Source organism: Pseudoduganella sp. GCM10020061 (assembly GCF_042683405.1).
GTDB lineage: Bacteria > Pseudomonadota > Gammaproteobacteria > Burkholderiales > Burkholderiaceae_D > Telluria.
Genome location: NZ_JBHUJS010000002.1, coordinates 103,695 through 125,832, shown reverse-complemented (window position 1 = coordinate 125,832; position 22,138 = coordinate 103,695). Strand labels below are relative to the sequence as shown.

The 22,138-nt window shown below is 64.7% G+C and carries 18 protein-coding genes and 2 tRNA genes; 17 read left to right on the top strand and 3 right to left on the bottom strand.

What is annotated here, in order from left to right:
- Window positions 1-64 precede the first annotated feature (64 nt).
- The 4 genes from carA to ACFSQR_RS04370 all read left to right on the top strand — a co-directional run bounded on the left by carA (window position 65) and on the right by ACFSQR_RS04370 (window position 5,449).
- The gene (gene carA, locus ACFSQR_RS04385; protein ID WP_377728403.1) at window positions 65-1,231 is read left to right on the top strand and encodes a glutamine-hydrolyzing carbamoyl-phosphate synthase small subunit; all 1,167 of its coding nucleotides are present in this window, start codon (window positions 65-67) and stop codon (window positions 1,229-1,231) included.
- Complete coding sequence (carB, locus tag ACFSQR_RS04380) at window positions 1,232-4,462, top strand: carbamoyl-phosphate synthase large subunit (protein WP_377728402.1); 3,231 nt, start codon at window positions 1,232-1,234, stop codon at window positions 4,460-4,462.
- Between the two features lie 88 nt (window positions 4,463-4,550).
- Window positions 4,551-5,033, top strand: a complete 483-nt coding sequence (gene greA, locus ACFSQR_RS04375; protein ID WP_377728401.1) for a transcription elongation factor GreA — start codon at window positions 4,551-4,553, stop codon at window positions 5,031-5,033.
- Window positions 5,034-5,068: 35 nt separating this feature from the next.
- Window positions 5,069-5,449: a DUF4149 domain-containing protein gene (locus tag ACFSQR_RS04370; protein WP_377728400.1), complete on the top strand. Its 381-nt coding sequence runs from the start codon at window positions 5,069-5,071 to the stop codon at window positions 5,447-5,449.
- Window positions 5,450-5,540: 91 nt separating this feature from the next.
- On the opposite strand, the gene yhbY is transcribed toward ACFSQR_RS04370, so the two are convergent.
- Window positions 5,541-6,011 carry a ribosome assembly RNA-binding protein YhbY gene (yhbY, locus tag ACFSQR_RS04365; protein WP_377728399.1) on the bottom strand — a complete coding sequence of 157 codons (471 nt, stop codon included), beginning with the start codon at window positions 6,009-6,011 and terminating at the stop codon, window positions 5,541-5,543.
- Window positions 6,012-6,052: 41 nt separating this feature from the next.
- Between yhbY and ACFSQR_RS04360 the strand changes: the two genes are divergently transcribed.
- The 7 genes from ACFSQR_RS04360 to ACFSQR_RS04330 all read left to right on the top strand — a co-directional run bounded on the left by ACFSQR_RS04360 (window position 6,053) and on the right by ACFSQR_RS04330 (window position 13,771).
- A complete protein-coding gene (locus ACFSQR_RS04360) occupies window positions 6,053-6,739 on the top strand; it encodes an RlmE family RNA methyltransferase (RefSeq protein WP_377728398.1) in 687 nt (228 codons plus the stop codon).
- 161 nt (window positions 6,740-6,900) lie between these two features.
- Complete coding sequence (gene ftsH, locus ACFSQR_RS04355) at window positions 6,901-8,781, top strand: ATP-dependent zinc metalloprotease FtsH (RefSeq protein ID WP_377728397.1); 1,881 nt, start codon at window positions 6,901-6,903, stop codon at window positions 8,779-8,781.
- A 120-nt stretch (window positions 8,782-8,901) separates the two neighbouring features.
- Window positions 8,902-9,732, top strand: coding sequence for a dihydropteroate synthase (folP, locus tag ACFSQR_RS04350; protein ID WP_377728396.1), 831 nt, complete (start codon window positions 8,902-8,904; stop codon window positions 9,730-9,732).
- 30 nt (window positions 9,733-9,762) lie between these two features.
- The gene (gene glmM, locus ACFSQR_RS04345) at window positions 9,763-11,100 is read left to right on the top strand and encodes a phosphoglucosamine mutase (RefSeq protein ID WP_377728395.1); all 1,338 of its coding nucleotides are present in this window, start codon (window positions 9,763-9,765) and stop codon (window positions 11,098-11,100) included.
- 54 nt (window positions 11,101-11,154) lie between these two features.
- A tRNA-Pro gene (locus ACFSQR_RS04340) sits at window positions 11,155-11,231 on the top strand.
- Between the two features lie 68 nt (window positions 11,232-11,299).
- Window positions 11,300-11,376: transfer RNA gene (locus ACFSQR_RS04335), tRNA-Arg, on the top strand.
- 358 nt (window positions 11,377-11,734) lie between these two features.
- Complete coding sequence (locus tag ACFSQR_RS04330; protein ID WP_377728394.1) at window positions 11,735-13,771, top strand: TonB C-terminal domain-containing protein; 2,037 nt, start codon at window positions 11,735-11,737, stop codon at window positions 13,769-13,771.
- A 38-nt stretch (window positions 13,772-13,809) separates the two neighbouring features.
- Here the strand turns inward: ACFSQR_RS04330 and ACFSQR_RS04325 are convergent, their stop codons facing one another.
- Window positions 13,810-14,712 (bottom strand): DMT family transporter, encoded by a 903-nt coding sequence (locus tag ACFSQR_RS04325; RefSeq protein WP_377728393.1) that lies wholly within the window; start codon window positions 14,710-14,712, stop codon window positions 13,810-13,812.
- A 126-nt stretch (window positions 14,713-14,838) separates the two neighbouring features.
- Window positions 14,839-15,762, bottom strand: a complete 924-nt coding sequence (locus ACFSQR_RS04320; RefSeq protein ID WP_377728392.1) for an N-acetylmuramoyl-L-alanine amidase-like domain-containing protein — start codon at window positions 15,760-15,762, stop codon at window positions 14,839-14,841.
- Window positions 15,763-15,977: 215 nt separating this feature from the next.
- Between ACFSQR_RS04320 and ACFSQR_RS04315 the strand changes: the two genes are divergently transcribed.
- The 6 genes from ACFSQR_RS04315 (at window position 15,978) to ACFSQR_RS04290 (ending at window position 22,137) form a co-directional block, all read left to right on the top strand.
- Complete coding sequence (locus tag ACFSQR_RS04315) at window positions 15,978-18,944, top strand: TonB-dependent receptor (protein WP_377728391.1); 2,967 nt, start codon at window positions 15,978-15,980, stop codon at window positions 18,942-18,944.
- A 318-nt stretch (window positions 18,945-19,262) separates the two neighbouring features.
- A complete protein-coding gene (locus ACFSQR_RS04310) occupies window positions 19,263-19,421 on the top strand; it encodes a hypothetical protein (protein ID WP_377728390.1) in 159 nt (52 codons plus the stop codon).
- A gap of 190 nt (window positions 19,422-19,611) precedes the next feature.
- The gene (locus ACFSQR_RS04305) at window positions 19,612-19,788 is read left to right on the top strand and encodes a hypothetical protein (protein WP_377728389.1); all 177 of its coding nucleotides are present in this window, start codon (window positions 19,612-19,614) and stop codon (window positions 19,786-19,788) included.
- Between the two features lie 201 nt (window positions 19,789-19,989).
- Window positions 19,990-20,361: a LiaI-LiaF-like domain-containing protein gene (locus ACFSQR_RS04300; RefSeq protein WP_377728388.1), complete on the top strand. Its 372-nt coding sequence runs from the start codon at window positions 19,990-19,992 to the stop codon at window positions 20,359-20,361.
- Window positions 20,354-21,079, top strand: coding sequence for a LiaI-LiaF-like domain-containing protein (locus tag ACFSQR_RS04295; RefSeq protein ID WP_377728387.1), 726 nt, complete (start codon window positions 20,354-20,356; stop codon window positions 21,077-21,079). The genes ACFSQR_RS04300 and ACFSQR_RS04295 overlap by 8 nt, the downstream gene beginning before the upstream one ends.
- Window positions 21,079-22,137 (top strand): sensor histidine kinase, encoded by a 1,059-nt coding sequence (locus ACFSQR_RS04290; RefSeq protein ID WP_377728386.1) that lies wholly within the window; start codon window positions 21,079-21,081, stop codon window positions 22,135-22,137. Before ACFSQR_RS04295 ends, ACFSQR_RS04290 begins: the two co-directional genes overlap by 1 nt.
- The last annotated feature ends 1 nt before the right edge of the window (window position 22,138 follow it).

Here is a 22,138-nt window from a genome sequence, read left to right as displayed (position 1 = left end):
GCGCGTGCATTGCGGGATGCCGGTCTGACGTGGCGATGCTACGGTAACTTTACAGGAGTTACCCTTGCCGCCATTTTTTTCTGGCCCATCCGTTCCTGCAATCCTGGCACTTGCTGACGGGACCATCTTTCGGGGCATTTCCATCGGCGCTTCCGGCCATACCACCGGCGAAGTCGTTTTCAACACCGCAATGACCGGGTATCAGGAAATCCTGACCGACCCGAGCTATTCGCGCCAGATCGTCACGCTGACCTATCCGCACATCGGCAACGTCGGCGTCAATCCGGAAGACGTGGAAGCGACCAAAGTCCACGCCGCCGGCCTGATCATCCGCGACCTGCCGTTGATGGCATCGAACTTCCGTTCCACCCAGTCGCTGTCGGACTACCTGAAGGCCGAGAACATCGTGGCCATTTCCGGCATCGACACCCGCAAGCTGACGCGCATACTGCGCGAAAAAGGCGCGCAGGGCGGCGCCATCCTGGTCGGCACGCAGGGCAACGAGCCTTCCGAGGCGCAGGCGATCGAGCTGGCCCGTTCGTTCCCGGGCCTGGCCGGCATGGACCTGGCCAAGGTCGTCTCGACCAAGACCGCGTACGAGTGGACCACGAAAGAGTGGAAGCTCGGCGTGGGCTGCGAGAAGCTGACAGAACCCCGGTTCCACGTGGTCGCATTCGACTACGGCGTCAAGTTCAACATCCTGCGCATGCTGGCCGAACGCGGCTGCCGCGTGACGGTGCTGCCGGCCCAGTCGAGCGCGGCCGACGCGCTGGCGCTGAACCCGGACGGCATCTTCCTGTCCAACGGTCCCGGCGACCCGGAGCCATGCGACTACGCGATCGAAGCGACGCGCGAGCTGGTCGAGCGCGGCATTCCGACCTTCGGCATCTGCCTCGGCCACCAGCTGATGGGCCTGGCCGCGGGCGCGAAGACCGTGAAGATGAAGTTCGGCCACCACGGCGCCAACCACCCGGTGCAGGACCTCGACTCGGGCAAGGTGATGATCACCTCGCAGAACCACGGCTTTGCGGTCGATCCGGACACGCTGCCGGCCAACTGCCGCGTGACCCACGTGTCGCTGTTCGACGGTTCGCTGCAGGGCTTTGCCCGCACCGACAAACCAGCCTTCTGCTTCCAGGGCCACCCCGAGGCTTCGCCCGGGCCGCTCGACGTAGCCTACCTGTTCGACCGCTTCATCGGCCTGATGCAAGCAGCAGCGGAGAAAAAGTAAATGCCAAAACGTAGTGACATTAAAAGCATCCTGATCATTGGCGCCGGCCCGATCATCATCGGCCAGGCGTGCGAATTCGACTACTCCGGCGCGCAGGCCTGCAAGGCGCTGCGCGAAGAGGGCTACAAGGTCATCCTGGTCAACTCGAACCCGGCCACCATCATGACCGACCCGGAAATGGCGGACGTGACCTACATCGAGCCGATCACCTGGAAGGCGGTCGAGCGCATCATCGACAAGGAGCGTCCGGACGCGATCCTGCCGACCATGGGCGGCCAGACCGCGCTGAACTGCGCGCTCGACCTGCACCGCCACGGCGTGCTGGACAAGTACAAGGTGGAGCTGATCGGCGCGACGCCCGAGGCCATCGACAAGGCCGAAGACCGCTCCAAGTTCAAGGATGCGATGACCAAGATCGGCCTGGGTTCGGCCAAGTCGGGCGTGGCGCACACGATGGAAGAATCGTGGGCGGTGCAGCGCGAGCTGGGCTTCCCGGTCATCATCCGTCCGTCCTTCACCATGGGCGGCACCGGCGGCGGCATCGCCTACAACGAAGAAGAATTCGAAACCATCTGCAAGCGCGGCCTGGAAGCCTCGCCGACCTCCGAACTGCTGATCGAAGAATCGCTGATCGGCTGGAAGGAATACGAGATGGAAGTGGTGCGCGACAAGGCCGACAACTGCATCATCGTCTGCTCGATCGAGAACCTGGACCCGATGGGCGTGCACACCGGCGACTCGATCACCGTGGCGCCGGCGCAGACGCTGACCGACAAGGAATACCAGATCATGCGCAACGCCTCGCTGGCGGTGCTGCGCGAGATCGGCGTGGACACGGGCGGCTCGAACGTGCAGTTCTCGATCAACCCGCTTGACGGCCGCATGATCGTGATCGAGATGAACCCGCGCGTGTCGCGTTCGTCCGCACTGGCATCGAAGGCGACCGGCTTCCCGATCGCGAAGATCGCCGCCAAGCTGGCGGTCGGCTTCACGCTCGACGAGCTGCGCAACGAGATCACCGGGGGCGCGACCCCGGCCTCGTTCGAACCGTCGATCGACTATGTCGTCACCAAGATTCCACGCTTCACTTTCGAGAAGTTCCCGACCGCCGACCAGCACCTGACCACCCAGATGAAATCGGTGGGCGAGGTGATGGCGATCGGCCGCACCTTCCAGGAGTCGTTCCAGAAAGCCCTGCGCGGCCTGGAAGTCGGCGTGGACGGCATGAACGAAAAGACCAAGGACCGCGAAACCATCGAAGAGGAACTTGGCGAGCCGGGTCCGGAGCGCATCTGGTACGTGGGCGACGCGTTCGCGCAGGGGTTCACGCTGGAAGAAGTGCACAACCTGACCCGCATCGATCCGTGGTTCCTCATCCAGATCAAGGAAATCGTCGACATCGAACTGTGGCTCGACACCCAGAAGCTGGATAACCTGGACAAGCCGACCCTGTACAAGCTCAAGCAAAAGGGCTTCTCGGACCGCCGCCTGGCTTTCCTGCTGCAGACCACGCAGGACGCGATCCGCGCGCGCCGCCATGAGCTGGGCATCCGTCCGGTGTACAAGCGCGTCGACACCTGCGCGGCCGAGTTCTCCACCAATACCGCGTACATGTACTCCACGTACGACGAGGAGTGCGAGTCCAACCCGACCGACAAGAAGAAGATCATGGTGCTGGGCGGTGGCCCGAACCGCATCGGCCAGGGCATCGAGTTCGACTACTGCTGCGTACATGCCGCACTGGCGATGCGCGAGGACGGCTACGAGACCATCATGGTCAACTGCAATCCGGAGACCGTCTCGACGGACTACGACACCTCCGACCGCCTGTACTTCGAATCGCTGACGCTGGAAGACGTGCTGGAAATCGTGGAGCTGGAAAAGCCGGTCGGCGTGATCGTGCAGTACGGCGGCCAGACCCCCCTGAAGCTCGCGCTGGACCTGGAGAAGAACGGCGTGCCGATCATCGGCACCACGCCGGACATGATCGACGCGGCCGAAGACCGCGAGCGCTTCCAGAAGCTGCTGCAGGACCTGGGCCTGCGCCAGCCGCCGAACCGCACCGCGCGCACCGAGACCGAAGCACTGGCGTTGGCACAGGAAATCGGCTACCCGCTGGTGGTGCGTCCTTCCTACGTGCTGGGCGGCCGCGCGATGGAGATCGTGCACGAGCAGCGCGACCTGGAGCGCTACATGCGCGAAGCGGTCAAGGTGTCGAACGACTCGCCGGTGCTGCTGGACCGCTTCCTGAACGACGCGATCGAGTGCGACGTGGACTGCGTGTCCGACGGCCAGACCACCTTCATCGGCGGCGTGATGGAACACATCGAGCAGGCCGGCGTGCACTCGGGCGACTCCGCCTGCTCGCTCCCGCCGTACTCGCTGTCGCAGGACACCATCGATGAACTCAAGCGCCAGACCGCGCTGATGGCCAAGGGCCTGAACGTGGTCGGCCTGATGAACGTGCAGTTCGCGATCCAGCAGCAGGAAGTCGACGGCAAGAAGGTCGACACCGTCTACGTGCTGGAAGTGAACCCGCGCGCATCGCGTACCGTGCCGTTCGTGTCCAAGGCGACCGGCCTGCAGCTGGCCAAGATCGCGGCGCGCTGCATGGTCGGCCAGACCCTGGCCGCGCAGGGCATCACGAAAGAAGTGGTGCCGCCGTTCTTCAGCGTCAAGGAAGCCGTGTTCCCGTTCGTGAAATTCCCCGGCGTGGACATCATCCTGGGACCGGAGATGAAATCGACCGGCGAAGTGATGGGCGTCGGCTACACCTTCGGCGAAGCGTTCGTCAAATCGCAGCTGGGCGCCGGCGTCAAGCTGCCGGAGTCGGGCCGCGTGTTCCTGTCGGTGAAGGCGTCCGACAAGCCGCGCGCAGTCGGCGTGGCGCGCGACCTGTCGGCGATGGGCTTCACCGTCTGCGCCACCAAGGGCACCGCAGCCGTGATCGCGGCGGCAGGCATCCCTGTCACCCCGGTGAACAAGGTGCTCGAAGGCCGTCCGCACATCGTCGACATGATCAAGAACCACGAGATCAGCCTGGTGATCAACACGGTCGAAGAAAAGCGCAGCGCGATCAACGATTCGCGCACGATCCGTACGTCGGCGCTGGCTTCGCGCGTGCCGACCTACACCACGATCGCCGGTGCAGAAGCGGCAGTGCAGGGCATGCGCCATCTCGACGAGCTGCGCGTGTACGATTTACAAGGCCTGCATAAAACCTTAAACTAAGCGTCAAAGCAGTATCCCGGCCACAGAGTTCGAGCGGCGACAAGCCGCTCAGCTCTGTGGTTTTCATTTGATGGAACGCTATAAAGACATGAATACAACGACTACCCCACTGACCAAGTACGGCGCCGAGTTGCTGCGGGAAGAGCTGCACCAGCTCAAGACCAAGGAACGCCGCATCGTCATCGACGCGATCGCGGAAGCGCGCTCGCACGGCGACCTGTCGGAGAACGCGGAGTACGACGCCGCCAAGGAACGCCAGGCGTTCGTGGAAGGCCGCATCGCGGAGCTGGAAGGCAAGCTGTCGTCGGCACAGATCATCGATCCGGCCACGCTGGACGCGGAAGGCCGCGTGGTGTTCGCCTCGACCGTGGACCTGGAAGACCTGGAAAACAGCCAGAAGGTGAGCTACCAGATCGTCGGCCTGGACGAGGCCGACCTCAAGCTGAACAAGATTTCGGTGACCTCGCCGATCGCGCGCGCGCTGATCGGTAAATACGCAGGCGACGTCGTGGAAGTGCAGGCCCCGAGCGGTCCGCGCGAATACGAAATCCTCGAAGTGCGCTACGTCTGATGTCGCGCGAGCGCCTGCGGCAGTCCGTCGCGATCATGTGGCTGAGCGTACTTGGCGCGGCCGCATTGTTTTCGTGGGCGTTTTTCGCGACGCTGGACAGGCCGCTGGCAGGGCAGGCGGTGTCGGTCATGCTCAAGGTGCACGCGTGGTGGGCGATCGGATCCGCCGCCGTGCTGCTGATGACGTGGCCGAAGCAGGATGCGCGCCGCCTGGTCATCGGCATGCTGGTGTGTGCGCTGACGATCTACTTCGGCTTGCAGCCGATGATGGCCGAGCTGCGCGCGCAGGCTGCCGCGGGGACGCTGACAGCGGACATGAAAACGCAGTTTGGATTGCTGCACCTGGGATCGGTGCTGTTCTATGCGGCGGAATCGCTGATGGGCGTGCTGCTGGTCGTGCGCCTGACCCGCCGATAAAAAGGGACTGTCCCCAGAGGGGACTGTCCCTTGATCCTGCGATGCGTAGAGGGCTTGCCGGCTAAAGATCAGCGGACAATCCCCGGACTACTTATTTACCGAGGGCGGACTTCTTCTGGCTGGTCTGGCGCGGCTTGGCGCGCTTGATCGAACCGCCCTGGGTTACGCGTTCGTTCCCCTTGAGCATCACCTTGGTCACGCTCGGCTTCTTGTTGCCGCCGGCGCTGGCCTTGACGATGGTGACTTCGCGCATGCCCGGACCCGCCTTGCTGCTGCGCTCCTTGACGGTCTCTTTCTTCGGGCGGTAGAGCACCAGCAGCTTGCCGATGTGCTGGACCGGCGCCGCGTCGAGCTTTTCGCAGATCTCCTCGTACATCGCAATGCGCGCCTCGCGGTCGTCGCCGAACACGCGGACCTTGATCAGGCCGTGCGCGTCCAGGCTGGCGCCGATTTCCTTCATCACGGAAGGCGTCAGGCCTGCTTCGCCGATCATGACGACAGGGTTGAGGGCGTGGGCTTCGGCGCGCAGCGCCTTGCGCTCGGCAGGAGTGAGATTGATCATAATTATTCTGGAATTACCTTTAAAAGCAGTATTCTACGCGAATGGCTAAGAACAAACTAAACAAGAACTGGTTGCACGACCACATCAACGACCCTTACGTCAAGCTGGCGCAGAAGGAAGGCTTCCGTGCGCGCGCCGCCTACAAGCTCAAGGAGATCGACGAAGAGGCCAAGCTGGTCAAGCCGGGGCAGGTCATTGTCGACCTCGGCTGTACGCCGGGCAGCTGGGGGCAGTACGTGCGGCGCAAGCTGGCCGGCAAGGACGGCGGCGGCATCAACGGCACCATGATCGGCCTGGATATCCTGCCGATGGAGCCGATCGCCGACATGCACTTCATCCAGGGCGACTTCCGCGAGGAGGACGTGCTGGCCAAGCTGGACGAGATCCTGGCCGGCCGCAAGGCCGACCTGGTGCTGTCGGACATGGCGCCGAACCTGTCCGGCATCCCGACCGCGGACGCGGCGCGCATGGAGCACCTGATCGACCTGGCCATCGAATTCTCGCAATACCACCTGAAACCCGAGGGTGCGCTGCTGGTCAAATGCTTCAAGGACATGGGATTTACCCAGATCGTCGAGAAATTCCGGACCGAATTCAAAACCGTGCAGCAGAAAAAACCGAAGGCCAGCCGCGACAAATCGTCCGAGATTTTCCTGCTGGGGCGGGGTTTGAAGCATCCGGCCACCGAAAAACGGACCTTCGAAGGGGTGTCCGCCCTTGATAATTAGCCTGTTCGCCCGCAAATCTGGATCGGGTAGCCCCCGTGCAGTATAGTCACGGGAGTTAGCAATATGTCAGCAACGGACTTCACTGGGCAGCGCCCCGTCAATGCGAGTAAAATCGGAGTCCTGAATCAGGTAAAGATGCGTCCGCATCGAAGGAGTATTTGGTGAATAACATGTTTTCTAAGTCGGCCGTCTGGGTGATTGCGATCCTGCTGCTGTTTATGCTGTTCAAGCAGTTCGACACGCAAGGCGCAGCCGGCGCGACCCGGCCGATCCAGTACTCCGAGCTGCTCGACGAAATCGAAGCCAAGCGCGTGAAGGACGTGGTGATCGAGGGTTCGACCATCACCGCGACCCGTACGGACGACACCAAGGTCCGCACCACCGCCACCATCCTCGACCGCGGACTGGTCGGCGACCTGCGCGACAACGGCGTGCGCTTCGACGTGAAGCCGCCCGAGGAGCCATCGTTCCTGTCGCAGATCTTCATCTCCTGGTTCCCGATGCTGCTGCTGATCGGCGTGTGGGTGTTCTTCATGCGCCAGATGCAGGGCGGCGGCAAGGGCGGCGCGTTCTCCTTCGGTAAATCGAAGGCGCGCATGCTGGACGACACTAACAACAACGTCACCTTCCAGGACGTGGCCGGCTGCGACGAAGCCAAGGAAGAAGTCACCGAGATCGTCGACTTCCTCAAGGACCCGACCAAGTTCCAGAAGCTGGGCGGCCGCATTCCGCGCGGCGTGCTGATGGTCGGCCCTCCGGGTACCGGTAAAACCCTGCTGGCGCGCGCCATCGCGGGCGAAGCGAAAGTGCCGTTCTTCTCGATCTCCGGTTCGGACTTCGTCGAGATGTTCGTCGGCGTGGGCGCATCGCGCGTGCGCGACATGTTCGAGAACGCGAAAAAGCATTCGCCGTGCATCATCTTCATCGACGAGATCGACGCGGTCGGCCGCCATCGCGGCGCCGGCATGGGCGGCGGTAACGACGAACGCGAGCAGACCCTCAACCAGCTGCTGGTGGAGATGGACGGCTTCGAGGCGTCCTCCGGCGTGATCGTGGTCGCCGCGACCAACCGCGCGGACGTGCTGGACAAGGCGCTGCTGCGCCCGGGCCGCTTCGACCGCCAGGTCATGGTCGGCCTGCCGGACATCCGCGGCCGCGAACAGATCCTCAACGTCCACATGCGCAAGGTGCCGATCGGCTCCGACGTCAAGGCCGACATCCTCGCGCGCGGCACCCCGGGCTTCTCGGGCGCCGACCTGGCCAACCTGGTCAACGAGGCTGCGCTGTTCGCCGCGCGCCGCAACAAGCGCCTGGTCGAAATGAGCGACTTCGAGGACGCCAAGGACAAGATCTTCATGGGTCCGGAGCGCAAGTCGATGGTCATGCGCGAAGAAGAGCGCCGCAACACGGCTTACCACGAGTCGGGCCACGCGGTGGTCGCCAAGCTGCTGCCGAAGGCCGACCCGGTCCACAAGGTCACGATCATGCCGCGCGGTTATGCGCTCGGCCTGACCTGGCAGCTGCCTGAGCACGACAACCTGTCGGGCTACAAGGACAAGATGCTGGAAGAGATCTCGATCCTGTTCGGCGGCCGCATCGCCGAGGAGATCTTCGTCGGCCAGATGTCGACCGGCGCTTCGAACGACTTCTCGCGCGCGACCAAGCTGGCGCGCTCGATGGTGACGCGCTTCGGCATGTCCGATTCGATGGGCGTGATGGTGTACGAGGATTCCGAGAACGAAGGCTTCTTCGGCGGCCATACCAAGACCATCTCCGAAGCGACGCAGCAAAAGGTCGACGCCGAGATCCGCAACATCCTCGACTCGCAGTACGCGCTTGCGCGCCGCCTGCTGGAAGAGAACCGCGACAAGGTCGAAATGATGACCAAGGCGCTGCTCGACTGGGAAACCATCGACTCCGACCAGATCAACGACATCATGTCCGGCAACGAGCCGCGTCCGCCAAAGGCTGGCGTCGCGCCAAAACGCGGTAGCGGCGACGCCGGCGCCGGCGGCGTCCAGAACGCCCCGGCTCCCGCGTAACAGGGAAGGGGACAGTCCTCCGCAGCCGCTGAGCGGACAGTACTGTCCCCGGATATTCAAGCCGAATAAAGGGTGGGCCATTCCCACCCTTTTTGTTGTCCCATTTATTAGCAATCCAGCATGCGCCAATACCTCCACTGCGGCCGCTTCGGCTTCCACCTCGACAAACAAGCGGTTGTGATGGGCATCCTGAACGTCACTCCCGACTCGTTCTCCGACGGCGGCAACTTCGCCTCGCTCGAGTTCGCGCTGTCGCACGCCGAATCGATGGTGGAGCAGGGCGTGGCCATGATCGACATCGGCGGCGAATCGACCCGCCCCGGCTCGCCGCCCGTCCCGCTCGAAGAAGAGCTGCGCCGCGTGATGCCCGTCCTGTACGCCCTGCGCGACATCGGCAAGCCGCTTTCGGTCGACACCTACAAGCCCGAAGTCATGCGCCAGGCCCTGATCGCCGGCGCGGACCTGATCAACGACATCAACGCCTTCCGCGCGCCGGGCGCCATCGAAGCGGTGCGCGACAGCGAATGCGCGCTGTGCATCATGCACATGCAGGGCGCACCGCAGACCATGCAGCAGGAGCCGCATTATGGCGACGTGGTGGAAGAAGTCATCGCCTTCCTGCGCGAGCGCGTCGACGCGCTGACCGCGGCCGGCATCGAGCGCGAACGCATCTGCCTGGATCCCGGCTTCGGATTCGGCAAGACGCTGGAGCACAACCTCGCCCTCATGCGCGGCATCGGCCGCATGCGCGACGAACTCGGGCTGCCGGTGCTGGCCGGCGTCTCGCGCAAATCGATGATCGGCGCCCTGACCGGCAAGCCGGTGGCCGAACGCATGGCCGGCAGCATTGGCGGGGCATTGGCGGCAGTCGCGCATGGCGCTAGAATCGTGCGCGTACACGATGTCGCCGAAACCGTCGATGCCCTCGCAGTGTGGCACGCATCGGCCTGAACCCTTTGAACCTACAAGAGAAAACAGCACATGGGACGTAAATATTTTGGCACCGACGGCATCCGCGGCCTGGTTGGGAAGGCACCGATCACCCCTGACTTCGTCATGCGCCTCGGTTACGCTGCCGGCAAGACGCTCGCGCGCAGCGTGGGCAGCAACGGCCGTCCGACGGTCCTGATCGGCAAGGACACCCGCATCTCCGGCTACATGCTCGAAGCGGCGCTGGAAGCCGGCTTTGCCGCCGCCGGCGTCGACGTCATGCTGGCCGGCCCGATGCCCACGCCGGCCATCGCCTACCTGACCCGCGCGCTGCGCCTGTCGGCCGGCGTTGTCATCTCCGCCTCCCACAACCCGTTCCAGGACAACGGCATCAAGTTCTTCTCCGAGCACGGCACCAAGCTGCCGGACGAAGTCGAACTCGAGATCGAGACCGCGATCGACCAGCCGATGGAATGCGTTCCGTCCGAACGCCTCGGCCGCGCCAAGCGCCTGGACGATGCCCAGGGCCGCTACATTGAATTCTGCAAGAGCACCTTCCCCAACGAGCTTGACCTGCGCGGCCTGAAGATCGTGGTCGACTGCGCGCATGGCGCCGCGTACCACATCGCCCCGCACGTGCTGCACGAACTGGGCGCCGAAGTGATCTCGATCGGTAACAAGCCGGACGGCTTCAACATCAACGCCGGCTTCGGCGCCACCGCCCCGCAAGCCCTGTCGGAAGCGGTGGTCGCGAACCAGGCCGACCTTGGCATCGCGCTGGACGGCGACGCCGACCGCCTGATCATGGTCGACGCGACCGGCCGCATCTACAACGGCGACGAACTGCTGTACGTGATGGTGCGCGACCGCATGTCGGTCGGCGAAGTCAAGGGCGCGGTGGGCACCCTGATGACCAACATGGCGCTGGAGGTCGCGTTCAAGGAGATGGGCGTGGGCTTCGCGCGCGCCAAGGTCGGCGACCGCTACGTGCTGGAGGTGATGAAGGAGCGCGGCTGGCTGTACGGCGGCGAAGGCTCCGGGCACCTGCTGTGCCTCGACAAGCACACCACCGGCGACGGCATCGTCTCCGCGCTGCAGGTCCTGTCCGCGCTCAAGCGCAGCGGCAAATCGCTGGCCGGCTGCTGCGGCGAACTGACCCTGTTCCCGCAGACCCTGATCAACAAGCGCGTTGAGGCCGGCTTCGACTGGACCAAGAACGCCGCCATGGTTGCCGAAAAAGAACAGGTCGAACGCGAGCTGGGCGACAATGGCCGCGTGCTGATCCGGGCCTCCGGCACCGAGCCGCTGATCCGCGTAATGGTGGAAGCGCGCGACGCCTCCATGGCCGAATCGATGGCGCGCCGCATCGCCGACAAAGTCGCCGCCTGAAAGATTTACTGCTGAAATTGCCCTTCCGGGAGCCGGGGAGTATAATCAGCACATCGGAGTGTGGCGCAGCCCGGTAGCGCACCTGGTTTGGGACCAGGGGGTCCAAGGTTCGAATCCTTGTACTCCGACCACAACATCTACAAGGCGGGTTGTCATTGACAGCCCGCTTTGTTTTTATCTGGCGCAATTGCGCCGCTGACTGCCCATAGCTCAGCTGGATAGAGCAACGGCCTTCTAAGCCGTAGGTCGCAGGTTCGACTCCTGCTGGGCAGGCCACGCTACCTTCCCCCCGCAAAAACCCGCCCAACCTTTGATCTGCCTCAACCCTGGGGTCAGGCCTGGGTTCAAGGGGGTGCCTGACCCCGAAGTTGCCTTCCGCCACTTTTCTGCCGGACCGATCAGCCAGACAGCCTTCAACCACGGGCGTTCAATATGTGCCGCGATTCGGTGCGCCTCGGCAAGTTGGGGCGTCACGGGGAGGGGGCGCGTGCCTGACCTCGGTATCGGAATCTGATACTGCCAAAGTGTTGCTCAAGCGTGTCGCGTTGCGGAAGAGAAAGCGTTATGCTGGACGTTGTTATTGTGCAATGGAAGGCCAGTGGGAGACATCGGGAAGGCACCGCCGCAGGATACTGTGCAGCACCGCTTTACGGCGGCGCTGACGGTGTCCCTGCTCGTCCATGCGCTGCTGCTTTCGCTGCAGTTCGGTGTGATGACGATCGACCTGCCCGGCCTGGGCAACCCGCCGCTGAATGTGACGCTGGAACTGCCGGCCGAACCGCCGCCGCTGCCCGATCCGGTGCCTCCGCCGCTGGAGAAGCTGCCGACCGAGCGTCCGGCGCCGGCGCAGGGGCTGACCATCGTGGCGCAGGCCACGCCAAAGGCGCCACCGCCGCCGCCCAAGGCCGCGGTGAAGAAGAGTGCGCCCAAGAAAAAGCAGAAGAAGGTCGCGACGCCGCGTATCGCGAAGGCCGATCCCGTCCAGGGGCCGCGCGTGATCGCGCAAACGCAGGTCGAGTCGGACTTTTCGGTGCCCCTGCCGGAGCCGCAGGAAGCCAAGGCGGTCACGATGGACCTGACGGAAGCGCAGGACGGCACCGATGCGGAGGCGGATGCGACGATGGCACAGGCTGCAGGCACGCCCGCCGAGGCAGGCGACGATGCCGCGAAGGCCGCCGAGGCGCTGGCGCTGGAGGCGGCAACCCAACAGGCAGAGCGTGAGCGGCAGGAGCAGGCGCTGGCGCGCGAGCTGGCGGAGCGCGAGCGGCAGGACCGCGAGCGCATTGCGGCCGAGGAGCTGCGCCGACAGGAGGAGCGCCTGGTGGCGGAGCAGGCGCAGCGCCGCGAACGCGACCGCCTGGCGGTGGAGGAAGCCGAGCGGCGCGAGCGGGAGCGCTTCGCGGTCGAGGAGGCCCAGCGCCGGGAACGGGACCGCCTGGCGGCGGAAGAGGTCCAGCGCCGTGAGCGTGACCGCCTGACGTCGGAAGAATCGCTGCGCCGCGAGCGCGAGCGCGTTGCTATCGAGGAGACGCAGCGCCGCGAGCGCGAGCGACTCGCGCAGGAAGACCAGCGCCGGGAGCGCGAGCGCGTGGCGGCGGAGGAGGCGCGCCGCCGCGAGCTCGCGCGCCTTGCCATGGAAGAGGAGCAGCGCCGCGAGCGCGAGCGTCTTGCGTTCGAGGAGGCGCAGCGGCGCGAGAACGAGCGGCTGGCCGCGGTGGAGGAGGCGCAGCGCATCGAGCGCGAACGGCTCGCGATCGAGGAGATCCAGCACCGCCAGCGTGAGCGCATCGCCGCCGAGGAATCGCAGCGCCGCCAGGTCGAACAGGCCAACGCGCAGCTGGAGGCGGAGCGCCTGGCTGCGGAGGCTGCGCAAAGGCGCGAACGCGAGCGGCTTGCAGCGCAGGAGGCGCAGCGGCAGGAAAGCGAACGGCTCGCCGCGCTCGAGGCGCAGCGCAGGGAAAGCGAGCGGCTGGCGGCGGAGGAAGCGCGTCGCCGTGAAAGCGAACGCCTGGCGCAGGAAGAGGCGCAGCGCCTGGAACGCGAACGCCTAGCCGCCCAGGAGGCGCAGCGCCGCAGCCAGGAGCAGCTCGCCGCCGATGCGCTGCGCGGCAGCGATGTGCTGGCGGGCGACAGGCGGCCCGGGACAGGCTCGGGGCTGGGCCGCAGCGATGGCCTGGGTGCCGGCACGGCCAAAGGCAATACGATCCCCCGCTCTATGCTGGACAGCGACATCACCAACCGCGCGCGCGAAGCGGTGCGCGGACTGGGCGTGCTCAGTGGCGCGCCGCCGCGGGCGGTGCCGGAGCGCGAGCGCAACGGGCGCCGCGTGCTGGCCGGCCGCGTGATCCGCGATGTGCCGCTCAAGATGTACGTGGAAAACTGGCGCCAGAAGATCGAGCGTAATGGCCACCTGGTCTATTCGTCACACCGGGGCAGCCAGGTCGAGCTGACCGTGGTGGTGTCGATCCGCAGCGACGGCACGGTGGAAGACATATCCTTTGCGCGCTCCAGCGGCCGTCCCGATATCGACCGCGCCGTGCAAAGCATCGTGCGGCTGAACGCGCGCTACTCGGCGTTCCCGCCGAACGTCGCCTCCCAGTACGATGTGATCGAGATCCGCCGCGTGTGGGTATTCGGCGAGAACCTGAAGGTCATGGAAGAAGTGAATTAGGGGGGGCCGTTCCCGGCCTTCCACTTGCGCGCCCGCGCTCAGGAGACGGACCGCTCCGGCGACGGTGCCCGCGCCGCGGGGCGATGCGCGAACGAGGCCCACAGCACCGCGCCGCATATCAGGCTGCCGCCCGCCACCGTCCGGAGTCCGGGCTGCTCGCCGATCACCAGCCACGCCAGCACGATCCCGTACACCGGCTCCAGCCCGAACACGACACTCGCGGTCTGCGCGCGCAGCTGCCGCAGGCTCGCCACCACCAGTCCCTGCACCAGCGCGGTGAACACGACGCCAAGAATCGCCAGGTCGCGCAGGTCGCCCAAGTTCATCGTGCCGTCCCATTGCAGCGCGAACGGCAGGGTGCACAGGGCCGCAAAGCCCTGCTGGTAGAAGGCGATCGCCGGCGCCGGATAGCGCCCCGAGTAGGTCCGGCTCATCAGCGATAGCACCGCGAACGCCAGCGCCGAGACGATCCCCCACAGCAGTCCCTGTGTCATCCGGTCGCCGATGTCGAAGCTCGGCGTGACCAGCACCAGTCCGGCGGCCACCAGGACGGCGGTCAGGACATCCGCCCGCCGCAGCGGCACGCCGTCGATGGCCGGCTCGAGGAAGGTCGTAAACAGGGGGAAGGTCGCAAATGCCAGCAGCGCGATGGCCACGCTCGATGCCTGGATCGACAGGAAGAAGGTGAACCAGTGGATCGCCAGCACGAGCCCCGACAGCAGGATCGCGAGCAGGTCGCGCGCGCTGCCAAGGCGCAGCGATGCGTGCGTGAACTGGGCAAACAGCAGCAGCGCGACGCTGCCGAACGCGGTGCGGCCCGCTGTCAGCACCACCGGGCTGACCGGGACCAGTTTGGCGAACAGGCCGGCCCCGCTTGCAAGCAGCACTGCAATGTGGATCTGGACGAGGCTGATCCGGCGCCTATCTTCCTGTTCTGGCATCGCCGCATGATACAGCCGAATGGAAGGGGACAGGCCATGCGGGGATGTCCCCGACGCTGGCCTTGATGGCGGAATCGCCTAAAACATGGCGGATTCCGCCAACGGGCGGGCAGGAGGTCCCGGGTGTCAGCTGCCGGGACGCGGCTGCGGCAGCATCGGCGGCACCACCACCTGGTCGTTCAACCGCAGGAACTTGAAGCCGGCCAGCTTCTGCCCGTTCGGCCCATTGCGCGCATCGCGCTCGCGCACGCGCAGCACGAATGCGTCGAACGTCTCTTCACGCACCATCGGCGCGGCCGAATTGAGGAACATGCGCTGCCCATTTGGCGCCGTGACGATCAGGCCCACGTGCGAGGCCCAGTAGCCGCCGTCCTTGGTCGAGATCACGTTGACGAAGTCGCCGTCCTGCAGCTTGCCCAGCACCTCGCCGATGCGCTCGGTCGGGATGTAGGCTTCGTTGCTCACCTGCACCGGCATCTTGACCTCGGTGTTGTGGCGCGTGCGCAGGAAGCGCTCGCGGTCCACCGTCAGCTGGTAGGAGGCGGTCGCGTCGCCGCCCAGCTGCGCCGTTACGTCCGTGACCAGCCAGCCATTATTGATGTTCCAGTCCTGTTCGGTGTAGTGATTGCGCGTGGCGACGCCGATCACGCCGTCCTTGTAGCGGATCCGCTGCAGCATCCAGAAGAATTCTTCCCACGATTTGGACAGCGCCATCGCGTAGGTATGCTCCGCAAAAACAACACAATCGCTGTGCGTGAGGCTGAACATCGGCAGGGTATCGTGCAGCTCGAACGGGTACTCGCCCAGCAGATTCAGTACATACGGCTGCCCGATATTCTGCCGGCCGATCGCCGCGATGCGCTTGCGCAGGTCCGGTTCGGCTTGCTGCATGTGCGCGATATAGCGGTGCACTTCCTGCGGCGTCATTTGATAGATCTGCTTTTTTAGCAGCTGTTCCATGCTCAATGGCTGCACGGTCTCGACTTTTGCAGGCTGCACGGCGCAGCCGGCCAGGGCCGCTGCGATCAGGAGAGGGGCGAAGCGTTTCATAAAATTCCGGGTGAAAAAACGTCCACGCTAGTGCGCCCGGCCGTTTAAAGCTAATTAATATTCCCAATGAATAAATTCACATCAATTTGGATATAAAGCGGGGTTATGAGTCGAAACATTGTTGTCATTATCATTCCCTCCCGAACTCATCAATACTCGCGCCGACGCTGGCATCAGTCCGGCATCCCACCCTCTATACCGATCCAGGAGACAAAATGAGTTTTCGGAAAACCCCGGGCGCCGCTGCCGTTTCAATGGCAATGCTGGCGCTTTACGCACTTCCCGTTGCAGCGCAAACCGCGCCTGACGCACCCGTCCAGACCGTCGAAGTCAGCGGCATCCGCGCTTCGATGGCCAAGTCGCTGAGCGTCAAGAAGGACGCCACCGCCAACGTCGAGGTCATCACGGCCGAAGACGTCGGCAAGATGCCGGACAAGAACCTGGCCGACTCGCTGCAACGCCTCGCCGGCGTGGCCGTGCGTACCGACTACGACGAAGCGGAAAAGGTCGCGATGCGCGGCACCAATCCGGACATGACCCTGATCCTGTTCAACGGCCACACCGTCTCCGGCGGCGACTGGTACTTCGCCGACCAGCTGTCGAGCAGCCGTTCGACCAGCCTGTCGCTGATGCCTTCGTCCGTGCTGAACCAGGCGCTGGTCTACAAGACCTCGCAGGCGAACATCGTCGACGGCGGCCTGGCCGGCACCATCAACGTCACCACCCGCAAGCCGCTGGCGCAGAAAGAGCGCCTGGGCGGCATGATCAGCACCGGCGTCGCGTACGCGGACCTGCCGGGCAAGGCGGCGCCTGACATGCAGGCCACCGTCAACTGGAAGAACGAAGCGAACACCTTCGGCATCATCGTCCAGGGCTTCAAGGAAAAGCGCTATGTGCGCCGCGACTCGGCCTCGCGCTTCGCCTATGTGGGCGGCAGCGGCTGGGACCAGATCGACCTGGCCACCATGAAGGGCATCACCGACGAATCGCTGGCCGGCACCGGCTACAAGGCGTCGGACCTGCAGGGCGTGCGTATTCCCGGCTCGATGTCGACCGAATTCGTGGAGAGCGTGCGTGACCGCAAGGGTGGCATGTTCTCGATGCAGTTCAAGCCGAACGCAGACCTCGACATGACCATGACCGGCTTCCACTCCGGTATGAAGGCAAACAACTTCGGCCGCCTGAACGCGGGCGCGATGTTCAGCATGCTGCGCGGCCGCGGTGGCGTGCAGGGCGGCGCCGCGCCGACCGTCGGCGCGAACGGCGAACAGGTGTTCGCACAGATCAAGAACCCGGTGATCGTCGAAGAGACCACCATGTACGGCCACAAGCTGAAGGTGCTGAAGGCCGCCGATATCGTGTACGCGAACGGCGTGCCGCCGCAGTACATCGGCGAGACCGAAGGCGCATACCGCGATGGCGCCGAGGCCACCAGCTCGTTCCTGGACCTCGACACCAAGTATCGCATCAACCAGGACCTGACCGTCAAGTCGCTGTTCTCGATCACCCGCGGTGTCGGCCAGACCGGCCGCGACCAGGGCCTGACCTACACCCGCTACGGCACCGGCGTCTCCTACCGCCTGGGCGACCTGCACGACGCGCCTTACGTGCAGTACATGGGCACCGGCCCGAACGTCCCTGGCCGCAACCCGGACGGCAGCGGCTACGTGCTGACCGGCCGCGCCGCCTCCGGCGTGAAGACCACCGACAAGGAACACAGCGCCCAGTTCGACTTCGAATACGCGCTCGAGAAGGGCATGTTCCAGTCGCTGGAAGCCGGCGTGCGCTACGCCGACCACCGCCGCGACAGCGCGCGCCGCTTCCCGCAGATGAAGACCGGCGCGCTGGCGACCAACGCACCGGACAGCAGCAACTACATCCCGTTCCCGTCCGATTTCGGCGACGGCCTGGATGGCCCGGCCGGCTGGGATAACACCAGCTGGACGCTGACCCCGGAGACGCTGAAGAACTACTTCAACGCCAACTACAAGCCGACCACCGCGGATTGGGAGCGCCGCGTGTCGTCCGAGCTGGACATGCGCGAGCGCCAGACCTCGACCTACCTGATGGCCAACATGGAAAGCGGCAAGTGGTCGGGTAACGTCGGCCTGCGCTTCGTCCGCACCCAGGTCAACGCGCTGATTCCTAGCCCGATCCCGGTCGGCCTGTGCGAGCGCACCGAACCGGGCAAGCCGGCGATCCCTTGCGCGGCCGTGCCTGGCGCGATCACCACCGCCAGCGACGGCGTGCAGTACTACGACGGCGTGCCGTTCCCGAACCGCACCGGCGTCATGTACTACAAGACCGCGACCAGCAAGACCTTCAACGACTGGCTGCCAAGCGTGAACGTCCTGTACGAGATGAACGACCAGATGCAGGTCCGCTTCGCCGCGAACAAGACCATCGGCCGCCAGAACTACAACATCCTGGGCGCCGGCTACGGTACGCCAACCTGTACCGATAGCGCCTGCACGGTCACCGGCCCGAACCCAGACCTGAAGCCGCTGAACGCGACCAACTTCGACGCGCTGTGGGCATGGTACTTCGCTCCGCGTTCGATGGTGGGCGTGAACGTGTTCTACTCGGACATCGACGGCTACGTGAAGACCGGTGTCGCCGGCTCCAACCGGGTCGACCTGTTCGATTCGCGCGACAACCAGGTCAAGACCTTCGCGGTGAACTCGGCTTCGAACCAGGGCGCGAAAGTGCGCGGCATCGAGATCCAGTACGACCAGGCGATCGGCGATACGCCGTTCGGCTTCACCTCGAACGTCAGCCGCGCCAAGACCGACGTGGACGATGGCCGTCCGCTGGTCGGTGCGTCCGAATGGGCCGCCAACGTCGGCGCCTACTTCGAGAACGAGCACGTGTCGGCTCGCCTGGTGGCGAACTACCGCAGCGAGTACGTGAACACCAGCACTGCGCCTCCGCCAAACGCGAACAGCCAGGGTCTGGTCACCATCAACGGTCAGCTGATGCCGACCGCGCCGACGATGGCCGCTCCGGTCACGACGCTGGCGTTCAACATGAGCTGGTACCTCAACCCGAAATGGGTGTTGACCTTCGATGCGACCAATCTGACCAACGTGAAGCGCGCCTACTATCGCTACAGCGAAGAAGAGCAGCAGAAGCTGGACGTCTCCGGCCGCCAGTACTACCTGAACCTCAAGTACAAGTTCTGATCCTTGTAGCTTGATGGACGGGGCAGGCCGCGCAAGCGCCTGCCCCGTTTTTTTTTGTTCCGCGCGCGCGGAGCGGCCTGTGCGCAAGCGACGGATGAGGTATTGTCCGACAGCCCCGTTCGCCGTTGTCGGACAAGCGCACGCTCCGCAATAGAGCGCCCTACGTGCGGCAACGAACGGTTAAGTGATCGTTGCGGCCTTATGATGGAGTCGTGTGAGTGAGGCGCCATGCGAATATAAAAAGACCGTGGAATGCGCACTCGACAGGTGAGCCGGTCGCCTCAAGGATCGGCACCAAATTCAGAAGCGGAGGTCGTGATGTCCAACGTTACCAATCCACCGAAGCAGGTCGTCCGGGCCTACCTCGAGCAGCGCACGCGCGACAAGCGTCCGCCGCCGACGCCGGAGGAAATCCGGCGCCAGCTGGGATGGGGATTGACGACGCAGGAGTTCAAGCCTTCGCTGAGCCGGTCGTAAGCAGCCGGGACCAGGCGCGCGTGCCGCGCCTGGCCGGTGGCACGGCAGGACAAGCGGCGGCTGCGCCGCTTTTTTTTCGTCCGCCTCTTCGAATCGTCCGAATCCTACACGCACAGCGCACGCAGTCCTATTTTTGCGCCTCCGGCGCGCATTCAATAATCGAAGGACCTAACGCAACAGGAGAATGAGAATGACCAAGCGCATCGGCAACAAGGATGAAGCGCACCAGCGCAGCAAGCAGGAGAAGAAGGACATCCGCAAGACCAACATCGCACGCGAAGCGATCAAGCAGGCGATCGCCAAGTCCAAGTACCGCAACGCGATCAAGAACCACCAGGTTCCGATCGTCGTCGTCCAGCCCGCGTAAGCACGGGTACACCGAGGGGACCGTCCCTGCCGGGGACCGTCCCCGGTTTTATTGCAGCACAAGGCAGACGCTTCCTGCCCCGCCCGCCACCCGCCGATTTCTTCGGCATTCACCGCCCCCCGTCCGCAACTCACCGAAATCCGGTTTCTTCCGCGCTTACACCCCGCTAAGCTGTGCTCATTCTTTCAACGGGAGGGCAAGGTGAACAACGGAACGTCAAATCAATGGAGAAAGCAGGTCGTCTGGGGCCTGGTCCTGATCGTGGTCGGCGCAGTCTTCCTGCTCGACCGCATGGACTTCCTGAACATTCATGACATGTGGCAATATTGGCCGCTGATTATCGTCTTCATCGGCCTGACGCGCATGATCGCGTCGCCGACGCCAGGCGAATTCACGGGCGGACTGTGGATGGTATTCGTGGGCACCTGGCTGTTTGCGGTATTCGACGACCGCTTCGACCTGACCTTCAGGAACAGCTGGCCCCTGCTGCTCATTGCCGGCGGCCTGATCATGGTGATCAAGCCATTCCTCGAAAAACGCGCATTGGACAAGAAAGGAATCAGCCATGAGTGACGATATCAACAAGCGCCTGCCCGCGCAGGTCATCCTGGGCCTGGTCGTGATCGGCATGGGACTGCTGTTCCTGCTCGATAACCTGAACATCTTCGAGATCAACGACATGTTCCGCTTCTGGCCGATGATGTTCATCCTGGTCGGCGTGCTCAAGCTGTATGACAGCCACGACACCGGCGGCCGGGTCTTCGGCGGCATCCTGATTGCGATCGGCGTGATGCTCACGCTGCGGCACATGGGCTACATCTACTTTGGCTGGCGCACCATCTGGCCGGTGCTGGTGATGGCGGTGGGCGGCGCAGTGGTGTACAACGCCCTGCGCAACCGCGGCGAGAACGGCACCCAGGCAGCCGTGTTCCAGCGCACCGCCTCCCCGGCGGAGGGCGACGCCGACTCGGTCATCGACCTGACCGCCGCGCTGGGCGGGATCGAGCGCCGCATCGTCTCGAAGGACTTCCGTGGCGGCCATGTGACCACCTTCATGGGCGGCTGCGAGCTGGACCTGCGCGAAGCGTCGATCGTCAGCGACGCCGAGATCCGCGTCTTCGCCGTCATGGGCGGCATCACGCTGCGCGTCCCGCCCGACTGGACGGTAGTGCTGCGCGGGACCCCGATCATGGCCGCGTTCGAAGAGAAGACCGCCTCGCCGGCCGGCGCGGGCAAGCGCCTGGTCATCAGCGGCTACGCCATCATGTCCGGTGTCGAGGTACGTAACTGATGTCCGGTCCGTTCGCCTCGCGGCGCGGTGCCACGCTGTACCTGGGGGTATGGCTGGTGCTCGGGCTGGTGCTGTCCGCCCTCGTGGTGGGCGCCACCGGCGCCGCGTGGCCGAACGCGATTGCGCTTGCAGTTCCCGCCGCGCTGGTCTATGCGTTCGCGGCCGGCTTTTCAGCCTACTACCTGTGCCGCGCCTTCCCGCTGGCCGGATCGCCTTCGCTGCGGCTGCTCGGCGTGCTGGCGGTGTCCTCGATCATGGCGGCGGGCGCCTGGACCGCGGCGGTGATGGCATGGAACGAGGTGCTGGCCTCCGGCGGCGTCGGCATTGCGATCACCAGGCCGATGCGGGCCGTGGTGTTCGGCATCGGGATCGCGCTGTACGTGCTGTCGGCCATGGCGAACTACCTGCTTAACGAATTCGAGCGCAGCCGCACGGCGGAACGGCGCGAAATGCAGTCCAAGCTGATGGCGCAGGACGCGGAACTGCGCATGCTGCGCACCCAGATCGACCCGCACTTCCTGTTCAACAGCCTCAATTCGATTAGCGCGCTGACCTCGGTGGACCCGAAGCGGGCGCGCGAGATGACCTTGCAGCTGTCGGACTTCTTCCGCCACAGCCTCGGGCTGGAAGCGCACCGCAAGGTCACGCTGGCGGACGAGGCCACGCTGGTCAACCACTTCCTCGCCATCGAGAAGGTGCGGTTCGGCCAGCGCCTCGGCGTCCGGCTGGACATCGATGACGACGCGCGGCCCTGCCTGCTGCCCCCGATGATCCTGCAGCCGCTGGTGGAGAACGCGGTGAAGCACGGCATCGGCTCGCTGCCGGAAGGCGGTACGGTCAGCGTGCATGCGCGCCGCGTCGGCTCCATCCTGCGGGTGGCAGTCGAAAACGATGTGGACGCCGACGCGCCGCCGGTCAGCGGGAAAGGCATTGGCCTGACCAATGTGCGCAAGCGGCTGGCCGCCGCCTACGAACACCAGGCCAGCGTGCACTGGTCCCAGGAACACAACAGATTCAGGGTGGAGCTGGCTCTGCCCGCGGAAACCGGAGGGGAGTGAA